Annotated in this window: 28 protein-coding genes and 1 riboswitch; of the genes, 17 read left to right on the top strand and 11 right to left on the bottom strand. The window is 62.2% G+C overall.

From position 1 onward, the window contains the following. Positions 1–240: 240 nt before the first annotated feature. Entirely contained in the window at positions 241–2,409 is a 2,169-nt protein-coding gene (locus HHL24_RS21770) for a hybrid sensor histidine kinase/response regulator (protein WP_169487467.1), read from the top strand. A gap of 142 nt (positions 2,410–2,551) precedes the next feature. After that, positions 2,552–2,818 (top strand): hypothetical protein, encoded by a 267-nt coding sequence (locus HHL24_RS21765; protein WP_169487466.1) that lies wholly within the window; start codon positions 2,552–2,554, stop codon positions 2,816–2,818. A gap of 138 nt (positions 2,819–2,956) precedes the next feature. On the opposite strand, the gene HHL24_RS21760 is transcribed toward HHL24_RS21765, so the two are convergent. From HHL24_RS21760 to HHL24_RS21750, 3 genes are all read right to left on the bottom strand, one after another. After that, the gene (locus HHL24_RS21760) at positions 2,957–3,976 is read right to left on the bottom strand and encodes a class I fructose-bisphosphate aldolase (RefSeq protein WP_169487465.1); all 1,020 of its coding nucleotides are present in this window, start codon (positions 3,974–3,976) and stop codon (positions 2,957–2,959) included. A gap of 40 nt (positions 3,977–4,016) precedes the next feature. Then, on the bottom strand, positions 4,017–4,337 hold the full coding sequence (locus HHL24_RS21755) for a thioredoxin family protein (RefSeq protein ID WP_169487464.1): 321 nt from the start codon (positions 4,335–4,337) through the stop codon (positions 4,017–4,019). A 538-nt stretch (positions 4,338–4,875) separates the two neighbouring features. Continuing rightward, entirely contained in the window at positions 4,876–5,292 is a 417-nt protein-coding gene (locus HHL24_RS21750) for a MarR family winged helix-turn-helix transcriptional regulator (protein ID WP_169487463.1), read from the bottom strand. Positions 5,293–5,476: 184 nt separating this feature from the next. Between HHL24_RS21750 and HHL24_RS21745 the strand changes: the two genes are divergently transcribed. The 5 genes from HHL24_RS21745 to HHL24_RS21725 all read left to right on the top strand — a co-directional run bounded on the left by HHL24_RS21745 (position 5,477) and on the right by HHL24_RS21725 (position 10,086). Next, complete coding sequence (locus tag HHL24_RS21745) at positions 5,477–5,860, top strand: DUF2628 domain-containing protein (protein ID WP_169487462.1); 384 nt, start codon at positions 5,477–5,479, stop codon at positions 5,858–5,860. A gap of 42 nt (positions 5,861–5,902) precedes the next feature. Further along, positions 5,903–6,421: a hypothetical protein gene (locus HHL24_RS21740; RefSeq protein WP_169487461.1), complete on the top strand. Its 519-nt coding sequence runs from the start codon at positions 5,903–5,905 to the stop codon at positions 6,419–6,421. Between the two features lie 179 nt (positions 6,422–6,600). Continuing rightward, a complete protein-coding gene (locus tag HHL24_RS21735) occupies positions 6,601–7,923 on the top strand; it encodes a sugar efflux transporter (RefSeq protein ID WP_169487460.1) in 1,323 nt (440 codons plus the stop codon). Between the two features lie 405 nt (positions 7,924–8,328). Next, positions 8,329–9,366, top strand: coding sequence for a phosphogluconate dehydrogenase (NAD(+)-dependent, decarboxylating) (gene gnd / locus HHL24_RS21730; protein ID WP_169487459.1), 1,038 nt, complete (start codon positions 8,329–8,331; stop codon positions 9,364–9,366). A 15-nt stretch (positions 9,367–9,381) separates the two neighbouring features. After that, positions 9,382–10,086 (top strand): HAD family hydrolase, encoded by a 705-nt coding sequence (locus HHL24_RS21725; protein ID WP_169487525.1) that lies wholly within the window; start codon positions 9,382–9,384, stop codon positions 10,084–10,086. A 15-nt stretch (positions 10,087–10,101) separates the two neighbouring features. Here the strand turns inward: HHL24_RS21725 and HHL24_RS44615 are convergent, their stop codons facing one another. Continuing rightward, positions 10,102–10,227 carry a hypothetical protein gene (locus tag HHL24_RS44615; protein WP_268966731.1) on the bottom strand — a complete coding sequence of 42 codons (126 nt, stop codon included), beginning with the start codon at positions 10,225–10,227 and terminating at the stop codon, positions 10,102–10,104. Between the two features lie 347 nt (positions 10,228–10,574). Here HHL24_RS44615 and HHL24_RS44610 point away from each other — a divergent pair, with 347 nt between their 5' ends. From HHL24_RS44610 to HHL24_RS21710, 4 genes are all read left to right on the top strand, one after another. Then, positions 10,575–10,697, top strand: coding sequence for a hypothetical protein (locus tag HHL24_RS44610; RefSeq protein WP_268966730.1), 123 nt, complete (start codon positions 10,575–10,577; stop codon positions 10,695–10,697). A gap of 32 nt (positions 10,698–10,729) precedes the next feature. Further along, positions 10,730–10,936, top strand: coding sequence for a hypothetical protein (locus HHL24_RS21720; RefSeq protein ID WP_169487401.1), 207 nt, complete (start codon positions 10,730–10,732; stop codon positions 10,934–10,936). A gap of 375 nt (positions 10,937–11,311) precedes the next feature. After that, positions 11,312–13,705: a phosphoketolase family protein gene (locus tag HHL24_RS21715; protein ID WP_169487458.1), complete on the top strand. Its 2,394-nt coding sequence runs from the start codon at positions 11,312–11,314 to the stop codon at positions 13,703–13,705. A 12-nt stretch (positions 13,706–13,717) separates the two neighbouring features. After that, the gene (locus HHL24_RS21710; RefSeq protein ID WP_169487457.1) at positions 13,718–14,875 is read left to right on the top strand and encodes an acetate/propionate family kinase; all 1,158 of its coding nucleotides are present in this window, start codon (positions 13,718–13,720) and stop codon (positions 14,873–14,875) included. A 2-nt stretch (positions 14,876–14,877) separates the two neighbouring features. On the opposite strand, the gene HHL24_RS21705 is transcribed toward HHL24_RS21710, so the two are convergent. Beyond that, positions 14,878–15,138, bottom strand: coding sequence for a BON domain-containing protein (locus HHL24_RS21705; RefSeq protein WP_169487456.1), 261 nt, complete (start codon positions 15,136–15,138; stop codon positions 14,878–14,880). Between the two features lie 305 nt (positions 15,139–15,443). On the opposite strand from HHL24_RS21705, the gene HHL24_RS21700 reads away from it, so the two are divergent. Next, positions 15,444–15,623 (top strand): hypothetical protein, encoded by a 180-nt coding sequence (locus HHL24_RS21700; RefSeq protein WP_169487455.1) that lies wholly within the window; start codon positions 15,444–15,446, stop codon positions 15,621–15,623. Here HHL24_RS21700 and HHL24_RS21695 read toward each other — a convergent pair. Then, positions 15,617–16,828: a D-amino acid dehydrogenase gene (locus HHL24_RS21695; RefSeq protein ID WP_169487454.1), complete on the bottom strand. Its 1,212-nt coding sequence runs from the start codon at positions 16,826–16,828 to the stop codon at positions 15,617–15,619. The genes HHL24_RS21700 and HHL24_RS21695 overlap by 7 nt on opposite strands. A gap of 174 nt (positions 16,829–17,002) precedes the next feature. Beyond that, positions 17,003–17,096: riboswitch (glycine riboswitch) on the bottom strand. A 136-nt stretch (positions 17,097–17,232) separates the two neighbouring features. Next, positions 17,233–18,192, bottom strand: a complete 960-nt coding sequence (locus tag HHL24_RS21690) for a LysR family transcriptional regulator (protein ID WP_169487453.1) — start codon at positions 18,190–18,192, stop codon at positions 17,233–17,235. 180 nt (positions 18,193–18,372) lie between these two features. On the opposite strand from HHL24_RS21690, the gene HHL24_RS21685 reads away from it, so the two are divergent. The 4 genes from HHL24_RS21685 (at position 18,373) to HHL24_RS21670 (ending at position 22,272) form a co-directional block, all read left to right on the top strand. After that, entirely contained in the window at positions 18,373–19,731 is a 1,359-nt protein-coding gene (locus HHL24_RS21685; RefSeq protein WP_169487452.1) for an MFS transporter, read from the top strand. A gap of 98 nt (positions 19,732–19,829) precedes the next feature. Continuing rightward, the gene (locus HHL24_RS21680; RefSeq protein ID WP_169487451.1) at positions 19,830–21,035 is read left to right on the top strand and encodes a M20 aminoacylase family protein; all 1,206 of its coding nucleotides are present in this window, start codon (positions 19,830–19,832) and stop codon (positions 21,033–21,035) included. A 179-nt stretch (positions 21,036–21,214) separates the two neighbouring features. Then, positions 21,215–21,847 (top strand): LysE family translocator, encoded by a 633-nt coding sequence (locus HHL24_RS21675; RefSeq protein ID WP_169487450.1) that lies wholly within the window; start codon positions 21,215–21,217, stop codon positions 21,845–21,847. A 29-nt stretch (positions 21,848–21,876) separates the two neighbouring features. Next, entirely contained in the window at positions 21,877–22,272 is a 396-nt protein-coding gene (locus tag HHL24_RS21670) for a PaaI family thioesterase (protein WP_169487449.1), read from the top strand. Here HHL24_RS21670 and HHL24_RS21665 read toward each other — a convergent pair. Beyond that, positions 22,250–22,609: an N-acetyltransferase gene (locus HHL24_RS21665; protein ID WP_230417530.1), complete on the bottom strand. Its 360-nt coding sequence runs from the start codon at positions 22,607–22,609 to the stop codon at positions 22,250–22,252. The two genes, HHL24_RS21670 and HHL24_RS21665, sit on opposite strands and share 23 nt — an antisense overlap. 180 nt (positions 22,610–22,789) lie before the next feature. Here HHL24_RS21665 and HHL24_RS21660 point away from each other — a divergent pair, with 180 nt between their 5' ends. Further along, complete coding sequence (locus HHL24_RS21660; protein WP_169487448.1) at positions 22,790–23,494, top strand: YceH family protein; 705 nt, start codon at positions 22,790–22,792, stop codon at positions 23,492–23,494. Between the two features lie 47 nt (positions 23,495–23,541). Here the strand turns inward: HHL24_RS21660 and HHL24_RS21655 are convergent, their stop codons facing one another. Genes HHL24_RS21655 through HHL24_RS21645 form a run of 3 tightly spaced genes read right to left on the bottom strand, consistent with a single transcriptional unit; the run spans position 23,542 to position 26,126 of the window. Next, positions 23,542–24,468 carry a MipA/OmpV family protein gene (locus HHL24_RS21655; protein WP_407947517.1) on the bottom strand — a complete coding sequence of 309 codons (927 nt, stop codon included), beginning with the start codon at positions 24,466–24,468 and terminating at the stop codon, positions 23,542–23,544. After that, entirely contained in the window at positions 24,465–25,352 is an 888-nt protein-coding gene (locus tag HHL24_RS21650) for an alpha/beta hydrolase (RefSeq protein ID WP_169487447.1), read from the bottom strand. The genes HHL24_RS21655 and HHL24_RS21650 overlap by 4 nt, the downstream gene beginning before the upstream one ends. 3 nt (positions 25,353–25,355) lie before the next feature. After that, positions 25,356–26,126: a DUF4118 domain-containing protein gene (locus HHL24_RS21645; protein WP_169487446.1), complete on the bottom strand. Its 771-nt coding sequence runs from the start codon at positions 26,124–26,126 to the stop codon at positions 25,356–25,358. Positions 26,127–26,388 lie beyond the last annotated feature (262 nt).

The raw sequence follows: 26,388 nt of genomic DNA, 5'->3' as shown, positions 1-26,388 counted from the left end.
CGCAGTGCAATTTACGCCGCGCTGCAACACGAAAACGGACATCGCCGGACAACACATCGTCAGACGCCCTTGCCGCAGCAATCCATGTGCCCGCATGCATGCTGCTACACGTGTGGCGTTTTCCTCGCTCGGTACCCTATGGCGAACGGTGGAAGTGCGGTAAATTCCGGGAAAGGAAATAGCGCACGAACAACGTGGGGCGCGTTGTGCGCTTGCCGCCCCGACCTGTACTCATCTTTCATGGAGATCGTGACCGTGCAACGTGCGGAGCGTGTCGCAGTCGATTTCCCCATGCCGTCGCGTAATTTCGCGGCGACGCGGCGCATGCTTCTGATCGTGCTCGCCGTTTCGATTGTGTTTCCTCTGGCCTGCCTCGCGGGTTATGGGTATTTCGATTACCAGCGCCGGATTGCCGATTCGAACGACATGATCGACCGGCTCGCGCGCGTGACCGAGGAACAGGCCGTCAAGGTGCTGGACCTCAACCAGCAGATGGCCTCGCGCATCGTCGACCTGCTCGGCAATGACGACGACGCCCGGATTCGCGCGCAGGAAGCCGGGTTGCACGATCGTTTGCGGCAAATCGGCGGCGATTTCCCGCAGGTCGCGTCGATATACCTGCTTGGCGCGAACGGCGATTTGCTGGTGTCGAGCCGCTCTTATCCGGCGCCGGTCATGTCGACGAGTCATCGCGAAGACTTCACGGCCGCCAAGGCGATGCGGCCGCAGCCGTATTTCTCCCAGCCCATGTTCGGGCCGCTGTCGCAAACCAATGTGTTCAATACCGCGATAGGCCGCTCAGGCGAGAACGGGCAATTCCTCGGTGTGGTGTCCGTGGCGCTGCGCACCGAGTACTTTTTGCGCTTCTACCGTGAGCTGACGAATGGCGATACGTCGCTTTCGCTAGGGCTGTACCGCCAGGACGGCAGTCTGCTGGTGCGTTATCCGGCGTGGCCGTCCGGCGCGAGGCCCACCCAGCAGAGCGCGTTCACTGCGGCATTGCGCGACAAGCAGCTATTCGGGCACATTCGTCTGACTTCCACGGTCGACGGCGTTGAACGGCTGCTGGCGTTTCGCCGGGTCGGCGACTATCCGCTCTATGTCATGAGCGCGTATGCGACTGCCTCGATCGGCGAGGCGTGGCGCCAGCACTTCATGGCGATCGCGGCGATCACGGTCGTGCCTTGCGTGGCGATCTGGCTGCTGGTGTTTTTCTCATTGCGCCAGCTCGCCGGCGAGCGCCGCGCGTGGGAGCGCTGGCAAGGCGAAGTGGCCATGCGTCTTTCCGCGGAGGCATCGAGCCGGCAATTACAGCGCATGGGCGCGCTCGGCAATCTCGTCGCCAATGTCGCGCACGACTTCAACAATCTGCTGATGGTGGTGTCCGCTAACACCGAACTGGCGCGTTTGAAGCGCTATAACAGCCTGGAAAAAGAGGTGCACGCCATTGAGCGCGCCACGGCCACGGCGGAATCGCTGACGCGGCAACTCCTGAGCGTGGCGAAGAAGCAGCCGCTCAAGCAGGAACCGGTCAACCTCGCCAGATGGCTGCCGAGCGCCGCACCGCTGATCGACGCGGCGCTCGGCGACAACATCGAAATGGCCTTGACCATGGTCGACAACGTCTGGCAGGTGCTGGCCGATCCGACCGACCTCGAATTCGCGATCATGAATCTGGCGGTCAACGCGCGCGATGCGATGCCGCGCGGCGGCCGCTTCGTGATCCGTTGCCAGAATAACCGTCTGGTGGGCAGCGACACCTTGCTGCCCGACGGCGAATATGTGCTGATCGCGTGCTCCGACGACGGCGAGGGCATGCCCGAAGCCGTCGCCCGTCGCGCGTTCGAGCCGCTGTACACCACCAAGCTGCGCGGCTCGGGCACCGGCCTCGGCCTCGCACAGGTCCTCGCCATGTGTGAACAGGCAGGCGGCACGGCCAAAATCGACAGCGTGCCGGGCCGCGGCACGACGGTCAGACTTTATTTGCCGCGCTATCGCGAGCGGCAGAAAGCGTTGGTGCCGGACGTAGAAATGACGCACCAGCCGGACCTGACTTCAAAGGGTGTCGTGCTGCTGGTGGAAGACAACGAAGACGTGGCGGCCGGCGTGGCCGCCGTGCTGGAAACCTTCGGCTGCGAAGTGCGGCACGAACCGACCGCCGACCAGGCGCTCGACGTGCTGATCGGCGGCGCGACGTTCGAACTCGTGCTGTCCGACATCCAGATGCCGGGCAGGCTCAACGGCATTGACCTCGCGGAGAAAGTACGCAGCGCGTGGCCCGCGCAGAAGATCGCGCTGATGACCGGCTACGCCGACGAACTCGAACGGGCGCGCCGGCTCGGCGTGGCGATACTCGCCAAACCCTTCAATATCGACGAGTTACACGCCCTGGTGGTTTGCGAACCGTAAGGCGGCACTTTTCTGTGCTGTCGGCTGTGTACGAAGCGTTTCATCACTCGCGGCACGACCCTTGCTGAAAGGATGACGAGGTACGCGTATCTGGCTGGACCAGCCAGCGCAACCTGCTTCTTTTTCGGACAGGAGAATAATCGTGAAGATCAGAAACGTATTGCTCGTCTCGACGTTGCTCGCCGCTTCGTCGCTCGCCATGGCCCAAGGCAGCGGTGGCGGTGGCGGCCCGGCCGGCAACGACCCGAACGCAGGCACTAACGCCGGTGCGACGCGCGAAGGCGGCGACATGCAGGCTTCCGGCGCGACGGCACATGCGAAGAAACACATGAAGCACACGAAGAAGCCGGCCACCGACACGACCAGTACGCCAGGCGCCGACGCCAGCAGCGCCACCAAGGGGCAGTAAGCAGGAAGCGGGAAGCGGGCTACCCATATCGGCGAACTGAAGATTCACCGGTATTCGCGCTGGTGCCGTTCGAACACGGCGCGAGCGGCGCGCCGGTTCCAATAGCTGACGGCACGCGCGGGCTGCGTGCCGTAGGCGCTAGCTCTTTTCCTGCGCTGCCTCGTACTTGCCGAGCGCCGCTGCGCTGTTCAGCCGGGCGCGCTTGAGCAATGCCTCCTGGGCTTCCTTAACGTTGCTTGCCTGACCCTTCCATGCTTGCAGCGGCGGTTCCTGCAACGCGCGGCCATACGAGAAGCTCAGATTCCACGGCAGCGGCCCGAGGCGATTCATTGCATCGAGATTGGCTGTTGCCTCTTCCGGCGTTTGCCCCCCCGACAGGAACACAATCCCAGGCACCGCCGAGGGCACCGTGCGCTTGAGTACCCGCACAGTGTGCACGGCAATATCCGAAGTAGACGATTGCTGCGCATGTTCGGAGCCCGCCAGCACCATGCTCGGCTTCAGCAGAATATGTTCGAGTACCACGCCATGCCGGTGCAGCGCGTTAAAGACCTCGTGCAACACGGCCTCGGTCACTTCCGCGCTACGCCCGATGGTGTGATCGCCGTCCATCAGCACCTCCGGTTCGACGATCGGCACAATGCCCGCTTCCTGCGAGATCGCCGCGTAGCGCGCGAGGGAGTCGGCATTCGCTTCGATGGCAAGGCGGCTCGGCAAGCTCGCCGTGATGTTGTAGACCGCGCGCCATTTCGCGAAGCGCGCGCCTTGCCGCTTGTAGTCGACGAAGCGCTTGGCGAGGCCGTCGAGACCTTCGGTGATTTCGTCGCCAGGGGCGAGCGCGAGCGGAATCTTGCCGAGGTCCACCTTGATGCCGGGCACGACGCCATTTTTGGCGGCGAGTTGCGGAAAAGGCGTGCCGTCGTCCGCTTTCTGCCCGAGTGTTTCTTCGTAAAGGATCACGCCGCTCACGAATTCACCGAGACCCGGCGCGGTGAGCAGCAGGTTGCGGTAGGCGCGACGATTTTCCTCGCTCGATTCGAGGCCGATCGTCTTGAAGCGTTTGGCGATGGTCGGGCCGCTTTCGTCGGCGGCGAGAAGGCCTTTGCCGGGTTGGACCATCGCATTGACGGTGGCTTGCAGTTCGCTACGTGTGTCCATGAGGTGTGCTCCCTTTAATCCGGTTGCGGATGACGTCTTGTCAGAGCGAAGCGAATGCCTCGGCTATGTCCGCGGCGTTAATCGGGCGTACGATGCGTGCGACTTCGGCGCCATCGCGCATGAAGACCAGCGTGGGCCAGAGTTTGACCTTGAAAGAGCGGCCAAGCGGGCGGCCGGGGCCGTCTTCGACTTTGAGATGCCGGATGCCGGCATGGGGTTCGAGGGCTTTGGCAATCGACGCTTGCGCGCCCTGACAGAAGCCGCACCAGTCCGTGCCGAATTCTATGACCGTGGCGCCCGGCAGGGCGTCGACCTCGGCTCGGGAGGGGGCGTGGGGGGAATAGGGTGGTTGGGTTGCCATAGGCGCTCCGGTGTTTTTTTACCTTCGCAGACAGCGTTTCCGCTTGCGCGGGGTGCTGCTGCGCGTGGATTAGGTAAAGAGTATCAGCTATGGCCGGGATCGTCAGTGACGGGGGCGGAGGTGTTTTCCCGTGCTGGGCGGCCTTTCATCGATCCGTGAGCCTACCGCCCCAGTCCGAGGAGCAAGGCAGGCCAGTCATCGCGCGCATTGCTCAGCTGCCAACGCCAAAGCATTCTGCTCAGCGGGGTTCTGAAAAAAATCTTCGACACTCACGTGCTGCTCATCCGCCAGCGCTTGCATGCAGCGCTCATTATTGCTGCGCACGGCAGCCGGCGCGCAAGCAATCGCGATACCGAGCAAGATACAAAGCGACAACCCGAACACAGCGCCGAAAATCCAGTTTGCCGAGAGCCTCGTCCCGCCTGAAAATTTTCCCGTGCCCTTGGAGGGGTTCGCGCCGCGCTGACTCGCCAGATGATTCATTCGATCTTCTCTCTATATGGTTAGCAAGACAACTATTGGATTAAAAAAAAGCGCCTTATCCAAGCGCTTTTCGCACGTCATGCATTGATGTAACCGCCGCCTCGAACAACTCCGGCCCAATCCTGGCGCGCAGATTCCTCGCTATTTGCGCGCTGGCTTCATTGATAGGCCGCTCAAGCGCTTTACCCGTCCGTGTGGCGTACACGCGCCATTCGCGGCCGTCGGTTTCGCCCTGGCGACGCTCCACCAGTCCCTTGTCGCTCAGGTTGTCGATCAGCCGCGTCGCAGTAGGGCGGGCAATGCCCAGCAGATCCGCGACCTGGCTGCTGAGACAACCGGGCGTGGCCAACACGACGCGCAGCACGAAACCCTGCGGCGGCGTCAGCCCGAATTCGGCGTACACGGCACCCCATTCGCGCTCTGCAAGCCGCGCCAATGCGGATGAGTTGAAGTAAAGGCAATGATCGAACATGGCTCTATTGAAACGCAATATGGTTAGCAAGGCAACTAAAATTTGGTGAGACGTGTCGCAGCGCGTTGAGGGCCGCCAGCGGCTGCGTTGTCGCGCAAATTTCACACAAACTCATATTCTTGCCAGCGTGACATGTTAAACGTCATGATTCGCTCTAGAGGCATCATCGCGTTCAGGAAAGGAAATGGCAGAAAGGATCTATCTTCAGCGGCCCGGTAGGGACGAAACCGTCGCTGTTGCCACTGGCTTCAGTTGGGGCGCGTTGCTGTTGGGCTTCGTCTGGGCAATGTCGAAGAGAATGTGGTTTGCCACTTTCATCATGCTGGCGGTCAATACGCTGCTGTTCTTCTCGGGCTTGTGGGGTGAAACGGTCGGCACGATCGGACTGATACTGTCCGTGCTGTTCGGCGGTGCCTGTGGTGTCTATGGCAACCAGTGGCACCGGTGGACGCTCGAAAAGCGCGGATACGTCGTCGTGCAGTCGGCGGGCGAGGGCAGTGCCGTGGGAGGAGCGGATATTGCTAAACCTCAAACCACGCGTGCAGGTTCCCCTAAGCAAGTCCCCTGAGGCACGCCACCGGGTCTTCCCCCGCCGTCATGGAGGCATTCGATGCCGATTGCAATTGCCGTAAGCACGTCCGCCCTGCCTGTCGCGCCTGCCGCCGTGCTCCGCCGTGGCCTGCTTGGCGCGGCACTCATCACGTCGCTCTGTGCCGCGCCGCTTGCATATAGCGCCGATCCCGCTGCCGCGCCAGCACCTGGCACGCAAGCCACGCCAGCCACGCAAGCCGCCATGCCTGCCGCAGCGTCGGCTGCCGCGCCCGACGACACCTTCCTGCTCACCATCTTCCTGCGCCACGACGAATCGAAGCCGCTGCCGAAAATCAACGACCAGTTGCGCGCGCAAGGATTCTTCAAGACCTTTCCGCCGCCGGGCATCGAGGTCGTGTCGTGGTACGTGATGATGGGTATCGGCCAGGTGGTCACGCTGCGGGTGCCGGCCAGCCGTCTGCGTGAAGTCAACCGGGCCATCGAGACGACGGCATGGGGTGGCTATCGCACCGAGTTTTATCCGACCTACGATTACAAAGCGCAAGCGCAGCAAATGCGCGCAACGGACGGCAAGTAGCCTCGTCTATGCCGTCAGTTCGTTCGCAACGGCGCGCAACACAAATTTGGGATGCGGGGGCGCGGGTTTACGCGCCCGCTAGCTAGGCCGATAATGCCCCGTCGTTCCGGCCACGAAGTCCGCGGCGCACATCGCACATCGCGCCTCGCAGACTCGCCCTCCCTGACCCACCGCCACCCGTGTTGAAAACCGCCCGCTTTTTCGACCTGCTGCGCATCCCTGGCTTTAAGCCGCTGGCCGCCGCCACCCTCATGCTCGGTGTGGCGATGTCGTTCACCGCTCCGTATCTGTCACTGTTCGGTGTTGAACGCGCCGGCATGACGCCGCTCAAGCTCGGCGTCTTCATGACGCTGATCGCCGCCAGCGGGGTGCTCGCCAGCACCTTCGCCGGCCGCTGGAGCGATGCGAGCGGACGGCATCGGCCGTTGTTGCTGGCGGCACTGGTGGCCGCCGCCCTGGGCTACCTGTGTCTATGCGTGGTGCGTGACTACCGGTTGTTGCTGGCGGTCGGCATTGTCTTTATCGGCGCGGGCGGCTCGGCCATCTCGATGGTGTTCTCGTTCAGCCGCGCGGCGCTGCCGGTGCCGGACCCCGCGGAGCGCGCGTTCGCCAGCGCCACCTTGCGGACCATCCTCTCGGCGGCGTGGGTGTTCGGTCCGTCGGTGGGCGCGCTGGTGCTCGCCGGCGCCGGCTTCTATGGACTCTTCCTGTTCGCGGCGGCAAGTTTCGCGGCCTGCGCGACCATCGTCTGGCGCATGCGGGAGCCGCAAGGCCATCTGGGTGATCACACGGTGGAAGACACGGCCTCGGAACCGTCAGCCTCGATCACCGTGCCGCCACTGACCGCGCCGGGCGAAGAGGCGCACGAGGACCTGCCGGGCGTCGCCTCGCCGAACGACATCCGCCGTGCCGTGGCCGCGCTCACCTTGCTCGGTCTCGCCGCGAACGCCACCATGATCGTGCTGCCGCTCTATATCGTGCACGGCCTGAACGGCACGCATCTGGACGTGTCGGTCATGCTCGGCCTCGGCGCCTTGATGGAGATTCCGATGATGCTCGCGCTCGGCGCGAAGTCATCAGCGCTGCACAAGCCCAACTGGCTGGCCGCCTGCGCGGCGGTTCACGCCGTGTATTTCGTCGCGATGTCGCTGGCGGGGAGCGTCCACGTGCTGATCCCGATGCAGATGCTCAACGCATTCGTCGTCGCGGTGACCTCGTGCCTCGGCATGACCTATGTGCAGGACCTGATGCCGCACGCGCCGGGCCGTGCGACCGCACTGTTCTTCAATGCGGCGCGGGTCGGCTCGATTCTCTCCGGCGTGTTGTCGGGTTTGCTGGTGCAGGCGTTCAGCTATCGCGGCACGTTCCTGTTCTGCGGTTTGCTGGCGCTTTGCGCGCTGGTGCTGTTCGCCGTGCCGGGTTACCGCTACCCGCAGATGTGGCGCGCGGTGCAGCGTTTTGCGCGCGCGCAATACGGGAAGGTTCAGACACGGCGGAGATAGCGCTCCCAATTGGGATGCTGCACATGAAAAACGCCTCGCGCCGCCCACACCAATCCCCATGCCCAAAGGCGGTGGCTGCGCAAACATCCCGCCCGATCGCCCGCACAAAGTGTAAGCAGACTGTTGGCAAAATCGAAGCCTGCGTCATGACTACGGCTCGCACCGACGCACGTCCGGAACTTCAGGCTGCGCAAAAGCTCTGCAAAGAAGCGTATCGTCGTTCGATGCAGGCGGGGATGCCCGATTCACTGCATGGACGATCCGAGGCTGCTACCGTGTGTCCGTCGGAGCACGTAAAACCCATCTACAGTTAGAACAGCCACTTGCCGCAGATGAAGCGCGCGACATGGCCGAGTACGCCGAACCAGATCAACGAGCGCAACGAGACACTTTCCGGAGCGAAATATGCAGCTAGGCATGATTGGATTGGGACGCATGGGCGCGGACATGGTGCGTCGCCTGACGAAGGGCGGTCAGCAATGCATCGCTTACGACGTGCAACCGGCCGCGGTGGACAAGCTGAAACAGGACGGCATTGCGGGTGCAACCTCGCTCGAGGACCTGGTCGCGCAACTGCAAAAACCGCGCGCGGTGTGGCTGATGGTGCCCGCCGCGGTGGTCGACAAGACGCTCGAGAACCTCGTGCCCTTGCTGGAGCCCGGCGACATCGTGATCGACGGCGGCAACTCCTATTACCACGACGACATTCGCCGCGGCGGCGATCTGGCCAAACGTCAGCTTCACTATGTGGACGTCGGCACGAGCGGCGGCGTAGCGGGCCGTGAGCGCGGCTACTGTCTGATGATCGGCGGCGAGGCCGAGGTCGTGAAGCGGCTCGAACCGATTTTCTCGACGCTTGCGCCGGGTGCGGGCGCAGCGCCCGCTACGCCGGGCCGCACAGCCGGCACCAGCACGGCCGATCATGGCTTCCTGCATTGCGGTCCGCAGGGAGCGGGCCACTTTGTAAAGATGGTCCATAACGGCATCGAATACGGAATGATGGCCGCGTATGCCGAAGGCCTGAACATTCTGCGCCACGCCGACGCCGGCAAACAAGCGCGCGAAGCCGACGCCGAAACGTCGCCGCTGCGCCGTCCCGAGCTTTACCAGTACGAACTGAATCTCGCCGAGGTCACCGAGGTATGGCGGCGCGGCAGCGTGATCGGTTCCTGGCTGCTGGATCTGATAGCGGGATCGCTCGTCAGCGACGCCGATCTGCAAAGCTACGCAGGACGCGTATCGGATTCGGGCGAAGGGCGCTGGACAGTGGCGGCGGCAATCGACGAAGGCGTGCCGACGCCGGTGCTGAGCGCGGCGCTATTCGCGCGTTTCAGCTCCCGGGGCGACGGGGATTTTGCCAACCGGGTGTTGTCGGCCATGCGGCACGACTTCGGCGGTCACGTCGAGAAAGCGGCCACGCCAGCCGATGGGCACAAGAGCTAATTCATGGGAGCCGCGATGCAAGCCGCTGACGCTACGCCTCACGACGTCGTGTTTCTGTTCGATTGCGATAACACGTTGCTGGACAACGATCATGTGCTGGCGGATTTACGCGCGCAGATGAAGCGGGAATTCGGCGAACAGAACTGTGCGCGGTACTGGGAAATTTTCGAAGGCCTGCGCGCGGAGCTTGGCTACGCCGATTACCTTGGCGCGTTGCAGCGGTATCGGCTGGAGAACCCTCGGGACACGCGCTTGTTGTTGATGTCGGCGTTTCTGATCGATTATCCGTTTGCGAACCGGCTGTATCCCGGCGCATTGGATGCGATCAAACACGTGTCGGAGTACGGCCCCGCGGTGATTCTGTCCGACGGCGACGTGGTGTTCCAGCCGCGCAAGATCGCCCGCTCCGGCTTATGGGACGAGGTCGAGGGGCGGGTGTTGATCTACATCCATAAGGAGCAGATGCTCGATCAGGTGATGGAGTGTTATCCGGCCCGGCAGTACGTGATGGTGGATGACAAGTTGCGGATCTTGACGGCCATGAAGAAGGCCTGGGGGGAGAGGCTGACGACGGTTTTTCCTCGCCAGGGGCATTACGCTTTCGATCCGAAAGAGATCTCCAGCAATCCCCCCGCGGATGTGACGATTGAGAGGATTGGGGAGCTGGCTGACATCGACATCAATATGCTTTTGAGCGGCGGGACGGCAGGGGGCGCTTAGGCCCCCAGTGGCGCGCTAGGCAACGCCCAGCAGTTTGACCAGCAAGCCGAACAGGCCGACCAGCACGGCGACGCCAGCGCACAATAGCACGAGCGAGAGAACAAGAATCAGGGGCGCTTTGAGGCGGCTGGGTGTCGACATGGTTGGCCGTTCAGATAAGGGGCGAGCAAGACAGGACGTGCCAGATGCGGTCCGCCGTCGCGCATTTAGCACGAAGAGCTTAATCGCATTCACTTAATGCGCACTTAAAGTCTAGCGCAAGACCGGCAGCCTCTGGGGTGCCGACTGCCCAATTGCCCAATTGCCCAATTGCCCAATTGCCCAATTGCCCGGCAGCGTACAGACACGGCCCCCAATTGAGCGCATGATCCGTGCTTCGCGCGCGGTATGGTCAGATCTGTTCAAAATCAGCCGCGTGCTCAATCGGATGCCCACTTTCACGTCGCAGGCGAGCAAACGCTGTGCGGCCGGCGGGCCAAGGAAAAATCATGACATCCGCAATCTGGGGCATCGTGGCCGGCATGGCACTGATGTTCGGCGCTTCGATGTACCTGCGCCAGCTTCGTCTCCTGCACCGCCCGGACCCTCGCTGGACCGGCAAGAAACGTTGATTCGTCCCACATCCTCGAACAAGGGAGGCTCCATGTCACCATTACCTTCTCAGCGGCGTTCGCCGTCGCCGTTGCGCCAGGCCGATACGCCAGGCGCGGTGCGCGACCGGCGCGCCGAACTCGGCCGCGCAGATGAAGCGCGCGCCGAGCAACGCGAACAGGACGATGCGCGTAACGATCCCAATGCCACCAAATGGCGCTACCGGCCACCGCAACGGGACGAGAAAGCGCAGGAGTAAAGCCGTCGACTGAACACCGACGCACCAACGAACGCACAGTCGAACGGGCGCTAGCCAACGTTCGGGCCGGCAATCGGATCGGCCGCTCCACTCCCGACGCTTCCCGCGCGTTCACGAAAGCGACGCACGCGCGTCGCAAGATCAAGCTTTGGACGATCGCGTCGAACCATGACGCGCGCTTCCTGTCACACCCCTGACGATCGCCGGCCCGATCCTCCAAAGCCCTGCGCAGCGGATTTTTGCCGGTACGCTTTCGTTATGTCATGCGCATGACTAGACGGCCGGCGCCGCTGGTTTTTCTCCATCGGCCGCGTCATGAACAACCGCTGCAGCACCCGCTAACCTGCCTGACAGTCCTTTTCAAGGAGTGACGCCATGGCCGAAGCACCCTCCAGTCCGACCCCGCCGGAAACATTAGAACCTGATACGTTGCACAAGATGGACCGCTACTGGCGCGCCTGCAACTACCTCTCGGCCGGCATGATCTACCTGCGCGACAACCCGCTGTTGCGCGAACCGCTCAAACCCGAACACATCAAGAACCGCCTGCTGGGCCATTGGGGCTCGGACCCGGGGCAGAGCTTCCTGCTGGTCCATCTGAACCGGCTGATCAAGAAGCTCGATCTGAACGTGATCTATATCGCGGGCCCGGGCCATGGCGCGCCGGCCACGCTGGCCCACTGCTACCTCGAGGGCCATTACTCGGAAATCTATCCTGACCGCAGCGAGGACGAAGCCGGCCTGCGGCGCTTCTTCCGGCAGTTCTCGTTTCCCGGCGGCATCGGCTCGCATTGCACGCCCGAAACGCCGGGGTCGATTCACGAAGGCGGCGAACTCGGCTATAGCCTGTCGCACGGCTACGGCGCCGCGTTCGACAACCCCGATCTGATTGTCGCGGTGATGATCGGCGACGGCGAGGCGGAAACCGGTCCGCTTGCCACCTCATGGCACTCGAACAAATTCCTCAACCCAATTCGCGATGGCGCGGTATTGCCGGTTCTGCATCTGAACGGCTACAAGATCGCCAATCCGACGATCCTCGCGCGGATTCCCCGCGAGGAACTCGAAGCCTTGCTGACCGGCTACGGCCACAAGCCGTATTTCGTCGAAGGCGACGATCCGGACACCATGCATCAACAGATGGCCGCGACGCTCGAACAATGCGTCGGGGAAATCCGCGCGATCCAGCAGCATGCACGCGAGGCCAACGACGCAACGCGGCCGCGCTGGCCGATGATCGTGCTGCGCTCGCCGAAAGGCTGGACCGGGCCGAAAGAAGTCGACGGTCATAAAGTGGAAGGCTCGTGGCGCGCACACCAGGTGCCGGTGCTCGATCCGGTCACCAATAGCAAGAGCCTGAAAATTGTCGAGGGCTGGATGCGCAGTTACGAACCGGAGACGCTATTCGACGAAGCCGGGCGTCTGGTCGAAGAACTGCGCGAACTCGCGCCCAAGGGCACGCGCCGCATCAGCGCCAATCCGCACGCGAATGGCGGCATGCTGTGCAAAACGCTCGACATGCCGGCGTTTCGCGACTACGCGGTGCCGGTGAAAAAGCCCGGCGGCTCGTACATCTCGCCCACCGAGGTGCTCGGCACGTTCCTGCGCGACGTGATGCGCAACAACATGACGAACTTCCGCGTATTCGGTCCCGACGAAACCGCCAGCAACAAGCTGACGGCTATCTACGAAGCTTCGGAGAAAACCTGGCTGGCCGAAACGATGGCAAGCGACGCCGACGGCGGCGAACTCTCGGTGGACGGCCGCGTGATGGAAATGCTGAGCGAGCACACACTCGAAGGCTGGTTCGAAGGTTACGTACTGACCGGCCGCCATGGGCTGTTCGCCACCTATGAAGCGTTCGTCCACGTGATCGATTCGATGTTCAACCAGCACGCCAAGTGGCTGGAGAAAGCGAAGCGCGATCTCGGCTGGCGGCAACCGGTGCCCTCGATCAACCTGCTGATCACGTCGCTGGTATGGCGCCAGGATCACAATGGCTTCACGCATCAGGACCCGGGTTTTCTCGATGTCGTGACCAACAAAAGCCCGGACGTGGTGCGTATTTACCTGCCGCCAGATGCGAATTGTTTGCTGAGCGTCGCCGATCATTGCTTGCGCTCGCGCGATTACGTGAATGTGATCGTCGCCGATAAGCAGCCGCATCTGCAGTATCTCGACATGGAATCGGCTGTCACGCATTGCACCAAGGGCATCGGCATCTGGGATTGGGCGTCGACGGATCAAGGGGTTGAGCCGGACGTGGTGATGGCTTGCGCGGGCGACATCCCGACAATGGAAGCGCTTGCCGCCGTGCAGATTCTGAAGGAGCGCTTTCCCGAGTTGAAGATCCGCTTCGTCAACGTGGTCGATCTGTTCCGCCTGATGCCTGAACATGCGCATCCGCACGGCCTGTCTGATCGCGATTTCGATTCGTTGTTCACCACCCGTGCACCGGTGATTTTCAACTTCCATTCGTATGCGTCGCTGGTGCATAAGCTGACGTATAACCGCACCAATCACGACAATCTGCATGTGCATGGCTACCACGAGAAAGGCAACATCAATACGCCGCTCGAACTGGCCATCATCAATCAGGTCGACCGTTTCTCGCTGGCTATCGACGTGATCGATCGCGTGCCGGCGCTACGCGGCGTCGGCGATCACGCGAAAGAGTGGCTGCGTGGGCAGATCATCGAGCATCTTGCTTATGCGCATGCCGAGGGCATCGATAAGGAAGAGATTCGCAACTGGACGTGGAAAGGTTGAGCGAGGCTTGATATGGAGACGCATAAGGAGACTGACGAACCGACGATTCTCGTGTTGAACAGTGGTTCGTCGTCGCTGAAGTTCGGGTTGTTCACGCACTCGGGCGGCGACGAAGCATTGCTGCTGGAGGGCAGCGCCGAAGGTATTGGGCGGGGCGACGGCAGCTTGCGCATCAAGTCGCCCGATGGCCGCGTGCTGGCGCACGAGGAACAGGTGCTGGAATCGCAGACCGACGCGTTGCGCAAGCTCTCGCGCGTACTCGCGGAGCAGAAGCACGAGCGGCCTGCGGCGGTGGGGCATCGCGTGGTGCATGGCGGGCCTCATCTGCGCACGCACCAGCGCTTGACGCCCGAAGTCAGGCAGCGCTTGCAGGACGCCGTGCACTTTGCGCCTTTGCATATTCCACCGGCCCTGGCATTGATTGACGAGGCATCAAAGATATTCAGCGACGCGGAGCATTTCGCCTGCTTCGACACCGCGTTTCATTCCACACTGCCGCCGCGCGCGGCGCAGCTTGCATTGCCGCGCCGCTATGTGGACGCGGGCGTGATTCGCTACGGCTTTCATGGACTGTCGTATGAATCGCTGGTGATGCGGCTCGGCGCCGATTTGCCGCCGCGAGCGGTGTTTGCGCATCTGGGCAACGGGTCGAGCTTATGTGCCTTGCAGGACGGCAAATCCGTGGACACATCGATGGGTCTGACGCCGACGGGCGGCGTGCTGATGGGCACGCGCAGCGGCGACCTCGACCCGGGCGTGCTGCTGTATCTGATGCGCGTGGAGAAGCTCGATGCCGATGCGCTGGAGACGCTGTTGAATCGCCAGAGCGGTTTGGCCGGTTACGCCGATGACGAGAGCGACATGCAGGCGCTGGAGAAGCGCGCCGCGGCCGGTGATGCGAATGCATCGCTGGCGCTGGATGCGTTTGCTACTGCCGTACGCAAGACGATTGGCGCCTATGCGGCTTTGCTGGGCGGGATCGATTTGCTGGTGTTCACGGGTGGGATCGGTGAACACAGTGAGGAGATTCGCAAACGGGCGTGCGACGGGCTTGCGTTTTTGGGGCTATCGGAGGGCGATCCGGCGGGGAAGGTGAGGGCGATTCATACCGAGGAGGAGAAGCAGATTGCGAGGCATTGTCGGACGCTGTTGCGAGCGGAAGCGGCTTAGGGCTATTTCGCTTTGACGGTGGAGTGATCAGAGACGCCGGTGACGCCGAACAGGCGGGAGACGTCTTCGAGTGCGGCGACTCGTTGCTGGTCGTGTTGAAGTACGCCGAGCAGGGTGATGCGCCCGTGGGAGACTTTGACTTGGAGGATGTTCGGGGGAACGGCGGCATCCCACGCTAGGCGCCGCATAGCTTCTAAGCCGATCTGTTTATCGGTGAGGCGCGTGGTTGCATTGCTGCGCGCGGCTGATCGGGACCTGGCCATGGAGATTCCCTCGAGAGTGGACAGCGATTGGACAACACTACCAGATGCAGCGGGTTTTGCCTTTGGTGTCGCTTCGCCGGCAACGGGGCTTGAGATATGGACCGTAACGGGGCGTCACCCAGGATGCACCACCGCAAAACCACGGCAGCGGGTTTGGTGAATTACGCGTCGGCGCGCGCAGCGCCGCCGGAAGTATGACGCCCTTGTCACTGAGGCCGAATGTGCGAGAACACAGATTCCAGATGGACCACTACCCCGTGCAAGCCACGGGACCCGCTTAGCAGGATTGGCTTGAGCCGCTTTCTTTGCTTACTTTCTTTGCGGCGGCAAAGAAAGTAAGTGCCGCCCCGCACAGGGGCGACGCTAATAAACCACTAACAATTCAAGAAAAGCCCAACACCCCAGGCAAGCAGACCAACAAGCGCAAGCAGACCAACAAGCGCAAGCAGACGAACAAGCGCAAGCAGGCAAACAAGACCTATTGAATCGCCCCAGCCAAAACCTGCGCTGTAGCCGCCGACAACGTCCACCCCAAATGCCCATGCCCGGTGTTATAAAAAACGCCGCGCCGTTTCCCGCGCCCCACCTTCGGCAACATACTCGGCAGCATAGGCCGCAACCCCGCCCATGGAATCACCTTCGAAGTCGACACCTCAGGAAAATACCGTCGAGTCCAGTCGACCAAAGGCGCGATCCGATCCGACCGGATATCCCGATTGAACCCATTGATCTCCGCCGTACCGGCAACCCGGAACCGATCCACGCCAAGCCGGCTCGTCACGATCTTCGCGCTGTCGTCTAGCAAACTTACCCACGGCGCGTTCTGCTGACTCACTTCATCATCGAGACAAACCGTGATCGAATAACCCTTAACCGGGTACACATTCACGTGATCGCCAAGCATCGCCGCGAAGTCGCGGCTCTTCACACCGGCGCACACCACGATCCGCTCGAAAGTGAACCGTTGCGACTCGCCCTCCAGATTGACCATCAACGAGAACCGCCCCTCGGCTGGCTGCTCGATAGCCGTAATCTCGGCATCGTAATGAAACTCCACACCGTGCCGCGCGCAAGCCTGCGCCAAACCGCGGGTGAACTTGTGAATATCGCCAGTGGAATCAGATGGCGTAAAAAACCCACCAAAAAAATCGCCCTGTAGCGTGGGCTCGATCGCATGCAACTCGCTCGACGTCACCGGATTCCGATCCAGACCGCCCTCACGCAGCAATTCATTCACCTTGCTCGCCGCATCGAATTCCTTGCGCGTCTTATAGATGTGCAAAATGCCGCGCCGCTCCAGATCGAAGTCGATCCCTTCGCGCTCGGCAATCGAAAACAGATGTTCGCGCGCCGCAATCGCAAGCCGCACCGTTTCGACGGTGTTCGCGCGATAGTGCGGAATCTGCCGTAGAAATTCGCCCATCCACGAATACTTGTGCCACGTGGGTATCGGATTGAGCAGCAGCGGGGCGTCGCGCGTGAGCATCCAGCGCAAGCCCTTAAGCACGGTGGCCGCGCTGTTCCAGACTTCGGCATTACTGGCGGACAGTTGGCCACCGTTGGCGAATGAGGTCTCCATCGCCGCATAGCGATGACGTTCGAACACGGTGACATGGTGACCGCATTGCGCCAGGGCGTGAGCAGTCGTGACGCCGGTAATCCCGGCGCCGATAATGGCGATTCGTGACATGACATGATCCAGAGTAGTTGAGCATCACCGGTGTCGATTTCGTGTCGAAACCGGCGTCGATGCCCCATCTGTCCATGTACCTGAGAGTTTCTTCCCGTGAGCATACGAGCGCGATGTAAGCGGTATGCAGGGAATCCCCTTCGGTGGGCGCGCACGGCGCCGCTCTCCAGATGTTCCAGCTGCGCGGTCCTTTTGCCTGAGAGTTTCCGGGGCGGTTGCTCCGTCGGCGTCGTCACAACCCTCTGACGATCTCTCCCGCGCTGCATTGCAGAACGCCTCGACAATACCGGGCAAAAATCATCGCTGCAAGTGTTTCCTGCGATGCCGCGCCCAAATAGCCGGATGAAAAGTGGTGCAAGGCATGCTGAAAAGGCCCATCCATGTGGCCGCGTCCAATCCGTGCTTCACGGCTGCTCCTTCGCCGGCTGGTGCCGCCGCCCCGGCGTTGCACCGGCGCGCAGGTACGCCCCGGCGAACCCGGTACACGCGGTGCGAATCATCTCGATCAGCGTCGCAGCGACGGTGGTGGTCAGTTCGATATCGCGGCAAATCAACCCGATCGTCATGTCCGGCAGCGCCTCGGTCAAACTGATCTTTCGCACCAGCCCCTTGTACCGCTCGATATGGAAGGGCAGTTCCGACCACAGGCTGATGCGGTCGGTGGTGCTGGCCATTTCCATGTAGAGCGACATCGACGTGCAACGCAGCACGTTTTTCGGCCGCACGACGTCCTGACTGCCGAACAGGGTGCCGATCAGACTCGTCGAATCGTCGAGCGCATCCCAACTGAGCCACGCCGCCTGGGTTAGCGCCCGCAGAGAATGCCTGCCGCGCAGCGGATGGCCGGTGCGAACGCCCAGCGTAGTGGCGATGGTGTAGAGCGTCTCCCAGTGGAAACGCGTGTCGGTCGGCTGACCGATGCGCGAGACAAGGCCGAAATCGATTGAGCCGTCTGCCAGGCCTTCCTGGATCTGCGCCGGACGCAACTCGAACACGTTGATGGTGACCTGCGGATAAACCCGCGAAAACTCCCGCAATGCCTCAGCAAACGGCCCGGCAGACGTCACCGGCGTCACGCCCACCGTCACGGTGCCGCGCGCGATACCGAGCAGCGTGGAGATGTCCTCGTGGGCGTGGCGCAGTTCCTGTTCGATTGCGCGTGCATGGCGAATCAGGCTTTGCCCATACGGCGTGAGCTGCGTGCCCTTGGCTGAACGCACGAACATCGGCGCGCCGAGTTCCGCCTCCAGATCGGACAGCGCCTTGCTTACCGCCGGCTGCGTGACGTGCAGCGCACGCGACGCCTCGTGGATGCTGCCGTTCTCCGCGACGGCGATCAACGAGCGTAATTGGTGAAGTTTCATCGTCGAATCACTCGAATGGCGCTACGGCTGTATGCCGCAACAGCCTCCAGTGTGGGGATAAATAGAAGTGATGGCTATAAAAACAAACGATTTGCGCTTGGAAATTGATGACCGCACTGTTCGGTTGACGTCAGCTCGCAAAGCGACGCAGCCCGATCCACCGGAATCATCGGAATTCTCATGGCAAATCTGCACACCTCGCTGCAACCCGCGTCAGTCGACGCGGTGTCCCAGGGGCCGGTTCAGGGGCTCGCTCCGTTGTCCGTTCCGTTGTCAGCCGAGACGTCGGCTCAGCCGCGTGCCTCGAAGTTCGCGCTGATCGCCGCGACCACGCTGGGCAACGGTCTGGAAATGTTCGACTTCACGATCTACAGCTTCTTCGCGGTCCTGATCGGCAAGCTGTTTTTTCCGTCGCATACGGCCTTCGGCTCGCTGCTGATGGCAGTCGCCACCTTCGGCATCGGCTTCGTCATGCGGCCGCTGGGCGGCATCCTGATCGGTAACTACGCGGACCGTGCGGGACGCAAAGCGGCGATGACGCTGACCATCGCATTGATGGCGCTCGGTACGGCGTTGATCGGCCTTGCGCCCACCTATGCGCAGATCGGCCTGTTCGCGCCGCTGCTGATCGTGCTCGGCCGATTGCTGCAAGGCTTCTCGGCGGGCGGCGAGATCGGTGCGTCGACCACGTTGTTGATGGAGTCGGGCGTGCAGTCCACGCGCGGTTTTCTGGTCAGCTGGCAGTTGGCGAGCCAGGGTGCGGCGGCGCTGGTCGGCGCGCTGAGCGGCTTTCTGCTGTCGCATTTCCTCGCGCCTGCCGATCTGGAAAGCTGGGGCTGGCGCATCCCGTTCCTGTGCGGTCTGCTGATTGGCCCGGTCGGACTCTATATCCGCCGCGCACTGCACGAAACGCATCAGGCGACGTCGCGCGAAAGCAGTGCGTTTCGTGAGGTGATGGCGCATCACGGGCGGCAAGTGTGCGTCGGCATTCTGATGATCGTCGGCGGCACGGCGTCGATGTATATCGTCGTGTTCTATATGCCCACCTATCTGATCCGCGTGCTGCATATGCCGCCGGGCACCGCGTTTCTGTCGGGTTGTGTGGCGGGCGCAGTGTTGCTGATCGGTTCGCCGCTCGCCGGGCTGCTGTCGGACCGTCTGCCGCGACGCAAGCCGCTGGTAGTCGGCGCCACAGTGCTCGGCGCCGTGTTGATCTATCCGGCGTTCTGGCTGCTCAACCACACCGCGCAACTCGGCGTCGCGCTGACGGTGATCGCCGCGCTGGTCGGCTGTCTCGCACTCGGTTCCAGTTCGGGCTTTCTGATTCTGATGGAAGGCTTTCCGAAACATGTGCGGGCTACGGGTTTGTCGGTGGTGTACAGCATCGGCGTGTCGGTGTTCGGTGGCTTCGCGCAATTCATCGTGACGTGGCTGATCAGTACGACCGGCAACCCCATGTCGCCGGCCTGGTACATGGTCACGTGCAGCGCGGTGTCGCTCGGCGCATTGGCCGTGTTGAAAGAGCACCGCGCCGACTGAGCCCACGACTGGAGATTTCAGTCAATCGCAGCGCAGTTGAGCCCCCGCAATGGCTGGCAGGATCAACAGCACCAATAGAACCAACAGGAGCACATCGCATGCTTGAAGCACAAATCGTTGAAGCGGATTTGCAATCCGCCGGACTGATTGCGGACGTGGTCGCCGACGAACAGACCTTTGTCGACCTGCGCCGCCAGATCCACGCGCATCCGGAAACGGGCTTCGACGTCGTCAATACCGCTGAACTGGTGGCCGGTTTGCTGAAGAAGTGGGGCTTTGAAGTGCACACCGGCATCGGCGGCACGGGCGTGGTCGGGCAACTGAAACTGGGCCGGGGCACGCGCAAGATCGGCATTCGCGCGGACATGGACGCGCTGCCGATTCACGAGCAAACGCATCTGCCGTATGCGAGCCGGATTCCGGGCAAGATGCACGCCTGCGGCCACGACGGCCATACCGCGATCCTGCTGGCCGCCGCCAAACATCTGGCGACGAGCCGCGGCTTTGACGGCACGCTCAACCTGATCTTCCAGCCCGACGAAGAAAACCTGTGCGGCGCGCGCCGCATGATCGAAGAGGGCCTGTTCAAGCGCTTTCCGTGCGATGCGGTCTACGCGCTGCACAACGGCCCGGGCATTCCGGTCGGTCAATTCGTCGTGAAGACGGGTGGCGTGACGGCCGCCTCGGACGTCGCCACGGTCACGCTAAAGGGTGTGGGTGGCCACGGCGCGATGCCGGACAGGGCGCGCGATCCGATCGTCGCGGCCGGTTCGCTGATCATGGCGTTGCAGACCATCGTCTCGCGCAATCTGCCGGCTTCTGAAGTGGGTGTGGTGAGCATCGGCGGAATCCATGCGGGCGCAACCCACAACGTGATCCCCGAAACGGTGAAGCTTCTGTTGAACATGCGCTCGACCAACCCCGAGATGCGCGAGCGGATCGAAAAGCGCGTGTATGAAATCGTCACGCTGCAGGCGCAATGCTTCGGCGTGGAAGCCTCGATCGACTACAAGCGGCTCGTGCCGGTGGTGGTCAACGCCGAAGCGCCGACCGCGCTTGCGCGTGATGTGCTGACCGATCTGGTCGGCGCCACGAATGTGCTGACCGACACTAAAGGCATGATGGGCAGCGAAGACTTCGCGTGGATGGCGGATGCGATACCGGGCTGCTACGTGGTGATCGGCAACGGCGTGGGCGAGTGGGGCGGTTGCATGGTACACAACCCCAAGTACGATTTCAACGACGGCATCATTAGTCTCGGCGCGAGCTACTGGGTCAAGCTGGTCGAAACGTACCTGATCTGACCCGCCGTTGTTCGTATTGCATCGGGATGAAGCGCGCCGTGGCCCGCCGCCGTGCTTCACATCATGGCGCGCAAAAAAGAGCCGATGCAGATTTTTCAACTGCGGATTGAATGCTCGAATCGGCGACATCGGCTATATTTGGCGGCATTACCCGACTTTAATTCACAGAGGAGACCGCCGTGCCCGCTGTCACAACGCTGCTTGCCTTCGCCCTGGTCTCGCTCGGCATGGTGCTTACGCCCGGCCCGAACATGATTTATCTGATCTCGCGATCGCTTTGCCAGGGGCGGCGCGCCGGGCTCGTGTCGCTCGGCGGTGTCGCGCTCGGCTACGTGTTCTACATGTTTTGCGCGGCGTTTGGCATCACCGCGCTGCTGCTGACGGTGCCCTACGCCTACGACGCGTTGCGTTTCGGCGGCGCGCTTTACCTGTTGTATCTGGCGTGGCAGGCGGTCAAGCCGGGCGGCCGCTCGCCGTTCCAGGTGCGCGACCTGCCGCACGACAGCCGCCGTAAGCTCTTCACGATGGGCCTCGTCACGAATCTCGCGAATCCGAAGATCGCCGTGATGTACCTTTCGCTGCTGCCGCAATTCATTTCACCGGAGCACGGCAGCGTGCTCACGCAGTCGATCGCGCTGGGCTGCGTGCAAATCGTCATCGCCGTTACGATCAATGCGTTGATTGCGAGTATGGCGGGTTCGATCGCCGTGTTTCTCGCCGGGCGGCCGGTGTGGCTGCTGGTGCAACGCTGGCTGATGGGCACCGTGCTCGCCGGTCTGGCCGAGCGGATCGCGCTCGATCCGCGCCGTTAAAGCGCACTTTGAAGAAGAGAGGCGCACCTATGTCCGAATTTCCCATCGACAACCCGTTTCTCGAGTCGCTCGGGGTGCGTCTGGCGCAATGGCGCGACGGCTACGCAGAGCTGTATATGCCGATCGATGCCAGCAAGCTCAATCGCCAGGGCGTGCTGCAAGGCGGCGCGATCGCGACCTTGCTCGATGCGGCGGCGGGATATGCCGGCATTTATGCCGAAGCCGGCCAGCCGGCACGGCACGCGTTCACGCTCTCGCTGACCACCAACTATCTCGACAAGGGACTCGGCGCGTCGGTGACGGCGAAGGGCTTTCTCGAGCGTCAGGGCCGCTCGATTTTCTTCTCGCGCAGCGAAGCGTGGGTGGACGGTAAGCTGCTGATCGCCAGTGCGCAAGGCACGTTTAAGTACGCCAGGACCGGTTGAATTGGCGGCGGAACGCGAGGTGGACCAGCAGTTTGCGCACCTCGGCGCGATGGCGCTGGTTCGGCATCGTGTCGTAATCCACTTGCACGCTGCCGGCGATCGATTCGCCATGGCGAGCGACGAACAGCACCAGCGCACCCGCGCTCAGCGACGGCAGCACCTTGCCGCTCCAGAACGCCTCACTCTCTTCGACGCTGTACGGCAGCACAAATCCGACGCTCGCGCCGTCATGGACGCTGGCACGCAGCAGCGCGCCGAGTTCGGGTAGATGGCGAACGAGGTCGTCGGCGGAAAAGGTCGTGATGGTATTATTTCGAATATGGAATGAGGTCAACAACAAACGCGCCTGAAGGGATGCGGACCCGTTCGGCACGCGCCTCACCATTGCGGAGATTCGTACACCGCGAGCGGCCGGGGCGTTTATCATAGTGCCCACAAACTAAAACCCGCCGCCCGGCTGTGCAACGGTAGTGCACACCATCCACGAGACCTGGCGGCGCTTGCCGCGACATCTTCTATGAACTCCACTCCCGACGCTGTTTCCCGTCCCTCCATTCGCGCTTTGACCTTGCTTGAAGGGCGCGTACTCGGCGTGTTAGTCGAAAAGCAGCACACTGTGCCGGATAGTTATCCGCTTTCGCTGAACGCGCTGACCTTGGGCTGCAATCAGAAGACCGGCCGCGCACCCGTGATGAATGCGACCGAGGCCGAGGTGCTGACCGCCATCGACGGGTTGAAGCGCCTGAGCCTGGTGATGGAGGGCAGCAGCAGCCGCGTGCCGCGCTTCGAGCACAACATGAATCGGGTATTGGGCTTGCCGAGCCAGTCGGCTGCCTTGCTGACCACGTTGCTGCTGCGCGGTCCGCAGACCGCGGCCGAGCTGCGTCTGAACAGCGCGCGCCTGCATGGGTTTGCCGACATCTCGTCAGTCGAGGCGTTTCTCGACGAGCTGGCAGCCAACGATCCGCCGCGGGTGGTGAAGCTGGGCCGCACGCCGGGTGAGCGCGAAAATCGCTGGATGCATCTGCTATGCGGCGAGGTCAGTGCGAGTGAGTTTGCGCAACCGGGCGGAGAAGATGAGGTTGTGCCGCTGTCGGCGTTCGAGGCGGTGAAGGCTGAACAGAGGCGGCTTGCCGATGAGGTGAGCCGGCTTCAGGTAGTCGTGCGGCGCATGGCCGCTGAGTTGGGGATTGAAGTTGAAGAGCTTGGCACGGGGGATTGAAACGATCCTGGCTTTTCGCGCGCTGGGAGCGGGCGAAAAGCCAAAAACTAAAACTTGTAGTTCACCGATGCAATTGTATCGAGTTCGAATCTTTTTTCGGTAATCGGGCTACTTGCCGCGTTGTGCTCCAGTCGCCCGAAGGTAGCAGCAACCGATCCATCCCAGTGCTTCGAAAAATCGTAAGTCACCATGGCGTTCATATGGATGTCTCGCACGCCCGCACTGGTGCTATACGCAGGCAATCCTGACGCCGCACTTTGCTGCCCGGTTACGCCGAAAAATGTCTGCGTATAAGTCCCATTCGCCCAGGTGAAGCCGGGACCTACAGAGAACAACCAGCCGCCAACGGGCGCCGAAGCCACGAAATCCGTGCTGACTGTGGTCCCCTGGTGATGCCCGTCGATATCCTGGTACGCCGCGATCGACCCGGTAAAGGCCCACCACGTGTAGTCAGCGAAGAGCTTCAGTTTTGGTCCGCCGTAGACGTTGCCAAGTCCATGCAACCTTGGGTCGTCGTTGTCCTTGCGAGTCTGGAAATCGAAGCTGAAAGCCGCGCCCACGTGATAGGCCGGACCACGAAGCACGTTGATACCGAGCACGTCAGGGCCCTGCGAGAAAATCCGGTCGTCGTAGGAGATGTCCAGCGCGGGGAACGGGAATACCTTCAACTGTCGCGATCCCGGGTACTTGGGCGTGATCATCACACCAGGGCCCACGCCGATTTTCCATTTGCTGTCGGTGGCCGCGCCCGTGCTCGTGCCAGCGTCGCTCGGGTTCGTACTTGCGCTCGTACTCGTGCTCGTGTCAGTCGTCGCGTCCGGACTTGCATCGTCCGCATAGGCAGCACGCGCTGTGCAAAGGCCCAGCGCAGCGGCGACCAGCAGAGACATGTGTGCGGGTTTACCGAGCCTGAGCGTGGTACGCAGCGACGCGCGCGTGGCCTGGCCGTTTCTCGGCATGGCATGCGCCGTCATGAGCGCTCCTTGCCAAGCGCGGCGAGTTGCCTGAGGCGCCGCGCGAGGGCCTTCGAGACGACCGGTTGCTTGCCGCTGTCGTCGCCGCTGTGCGCAGCTTCGCTCTCGCGCAAAAATAGCGCGGTTTCGCGCGCGACGATTTCGCGCTCGTTGTCCGACGTAATCATGTGATACGAATCATCCAGCCAGATTGTGCGTAAAAAGGCAGCGCCAATATTCGCGGCGACAAAACGCGCATTGCGGGGGCTCGACGTCTCATCGTCGATCGCATGAACAATCAGGCAATCGGTTTTGATGTCGCGCACCTGCGTGCGCACGCTCGCGGCGAGGCGGCTCGCCTGATGCAATGCCGGCAATGAAATCGTCGACGGACCGACTTCGCTGAAGTCGCTGCGCTGCATTGCGCGGGCGATCTTCGCTCTGAGCGCTTCGTTGCGCAAGCCGAATGGCGCTTCCTCGCGGTAGCGCCAGCGTTTGCGCAGCGGCGTGAAGTACGCCCAGTTGAGCAGGAAACGATACCAGGGGATCGCCCAGCCGTCGTAAGAGAGCGTCAGCGACAACAACATGAGCGACTGCGCCTGTGGACGGCGATGCGCCAGCGCCAGCGCTAACGCCGCACCGATCGACAGCCCGCAGATCGAGACGCGTGCAAAGCGCGCGGCCAGCGCGTCGTACTCGCGCACGGCGGCCTCGAGCCACACCTCCATCGCCGCTTCATCGGAGCCCGCGCTGTAGCCCGGCAAGACCGGCGCGCAGGCGGTGAAGCCCTCGGCGTTCAGATAGCGTGCGAGAAAACGTAATTCGAGCGGCGAACTCGACAGGCCGTGCAGCATCAGCACAGCATGATCGTTGCCGGGTAAGAAGAGACTCGTCGGTTGGCTCATGGATCAGGCTCCAATCCGCAGCACGAGGAACTCGCCGGCATGGGTGGTGAACCGTTCGCACACGCACTCGGTCAGCTTCGACGCGCCTTCGCCGGTTTTCAGGTGCACGCGATGACTGCCGGGCCACAGTGCCTTGCTAAGCCGCTGAATGTCTTCAGGATCGACATCGGCAAAGCGCGGGCCCGGCGCAATCTCGTTGGGCAGACGGGGCAGCACACCTTGCTGCTTGACGTCGTCCACCGGTTGCAGCGCGTTGCGCTCGAGCGCCTGAATGAAAACGAAGGTCTTGTGATGATGCGAAAGATGGCGCAGCAGCCGGTGCGTTTCGTCGACGCCGCGGCGCGCGAGCATGCGTTCGTTGTCGTGACGAAGCAGCATTTCATAGCGCGACTGCGCAACCGATGCGATCAGTTCCGCACGAAACTGCGCGCGGTGCAGGCGTTCGATCAGTATGATGACGAGCAGCGTCACCAACGGATACGAGACCAGCAGGATCACGTCGGCGCGATCGAATACGGCGATGGTTGCGTAGGGCGGGACGAACAGATAGTCGGCGATACCCAGGCCGAGCAGCATGACCGTGAGCGCCGGAGCCAACCCGCAAAAATACTCGACCAGTGCCGCCGCGATACAGAACGCGGTGCCCGGCATGATCGGTCCGAGAAGCGGATGGAGCAACATGCGCACGCCGCTGGCGATCGCCAATGCAGCGGCTGCGGTGAGCCAGACGCGTGTTCCCCGTGGTGCCCAACGGCGGGCGTTTTGGACTTCCATAATCTTTTTATTAGGGAGCGATTGTGCTTCCCGATTGAGTGTGGCAATGCGCTTTAAAGCGCAGGCCGGACGATACCATAATCGGGCAGATGTAAAGGTCCGGAAAGACGTAAAAACCGGAAGGCCGGGCGGCAGTACCGTGTTTCGAATGTCCGATGGAAAAACATGTCCGTGAATAGGGGTATTCTCGCCGGCGTGTGTTGTTCAGGCTGCGTGCTTAAGTCATGCTTAAGTGACGGAAAGCGGCCTCTACCGGACCTTA

The sequence above is a fragment of the Paraburkholderia polaris genome, from assembly GCF_012927345.1.
Classification (GTDB): domain Bacteria; phylum Pseudomonadota; class Gammaproteobacteria; order Burkholderiales; family Burkholderiaceae; genus Paraburkholderia; species Paraburkholderia polaris.
The sequence above is the reverse complement of the archived record's forward strand: the minus strand, read 5'-3'. Positions and strand labels throughout refer to the sequence as shown.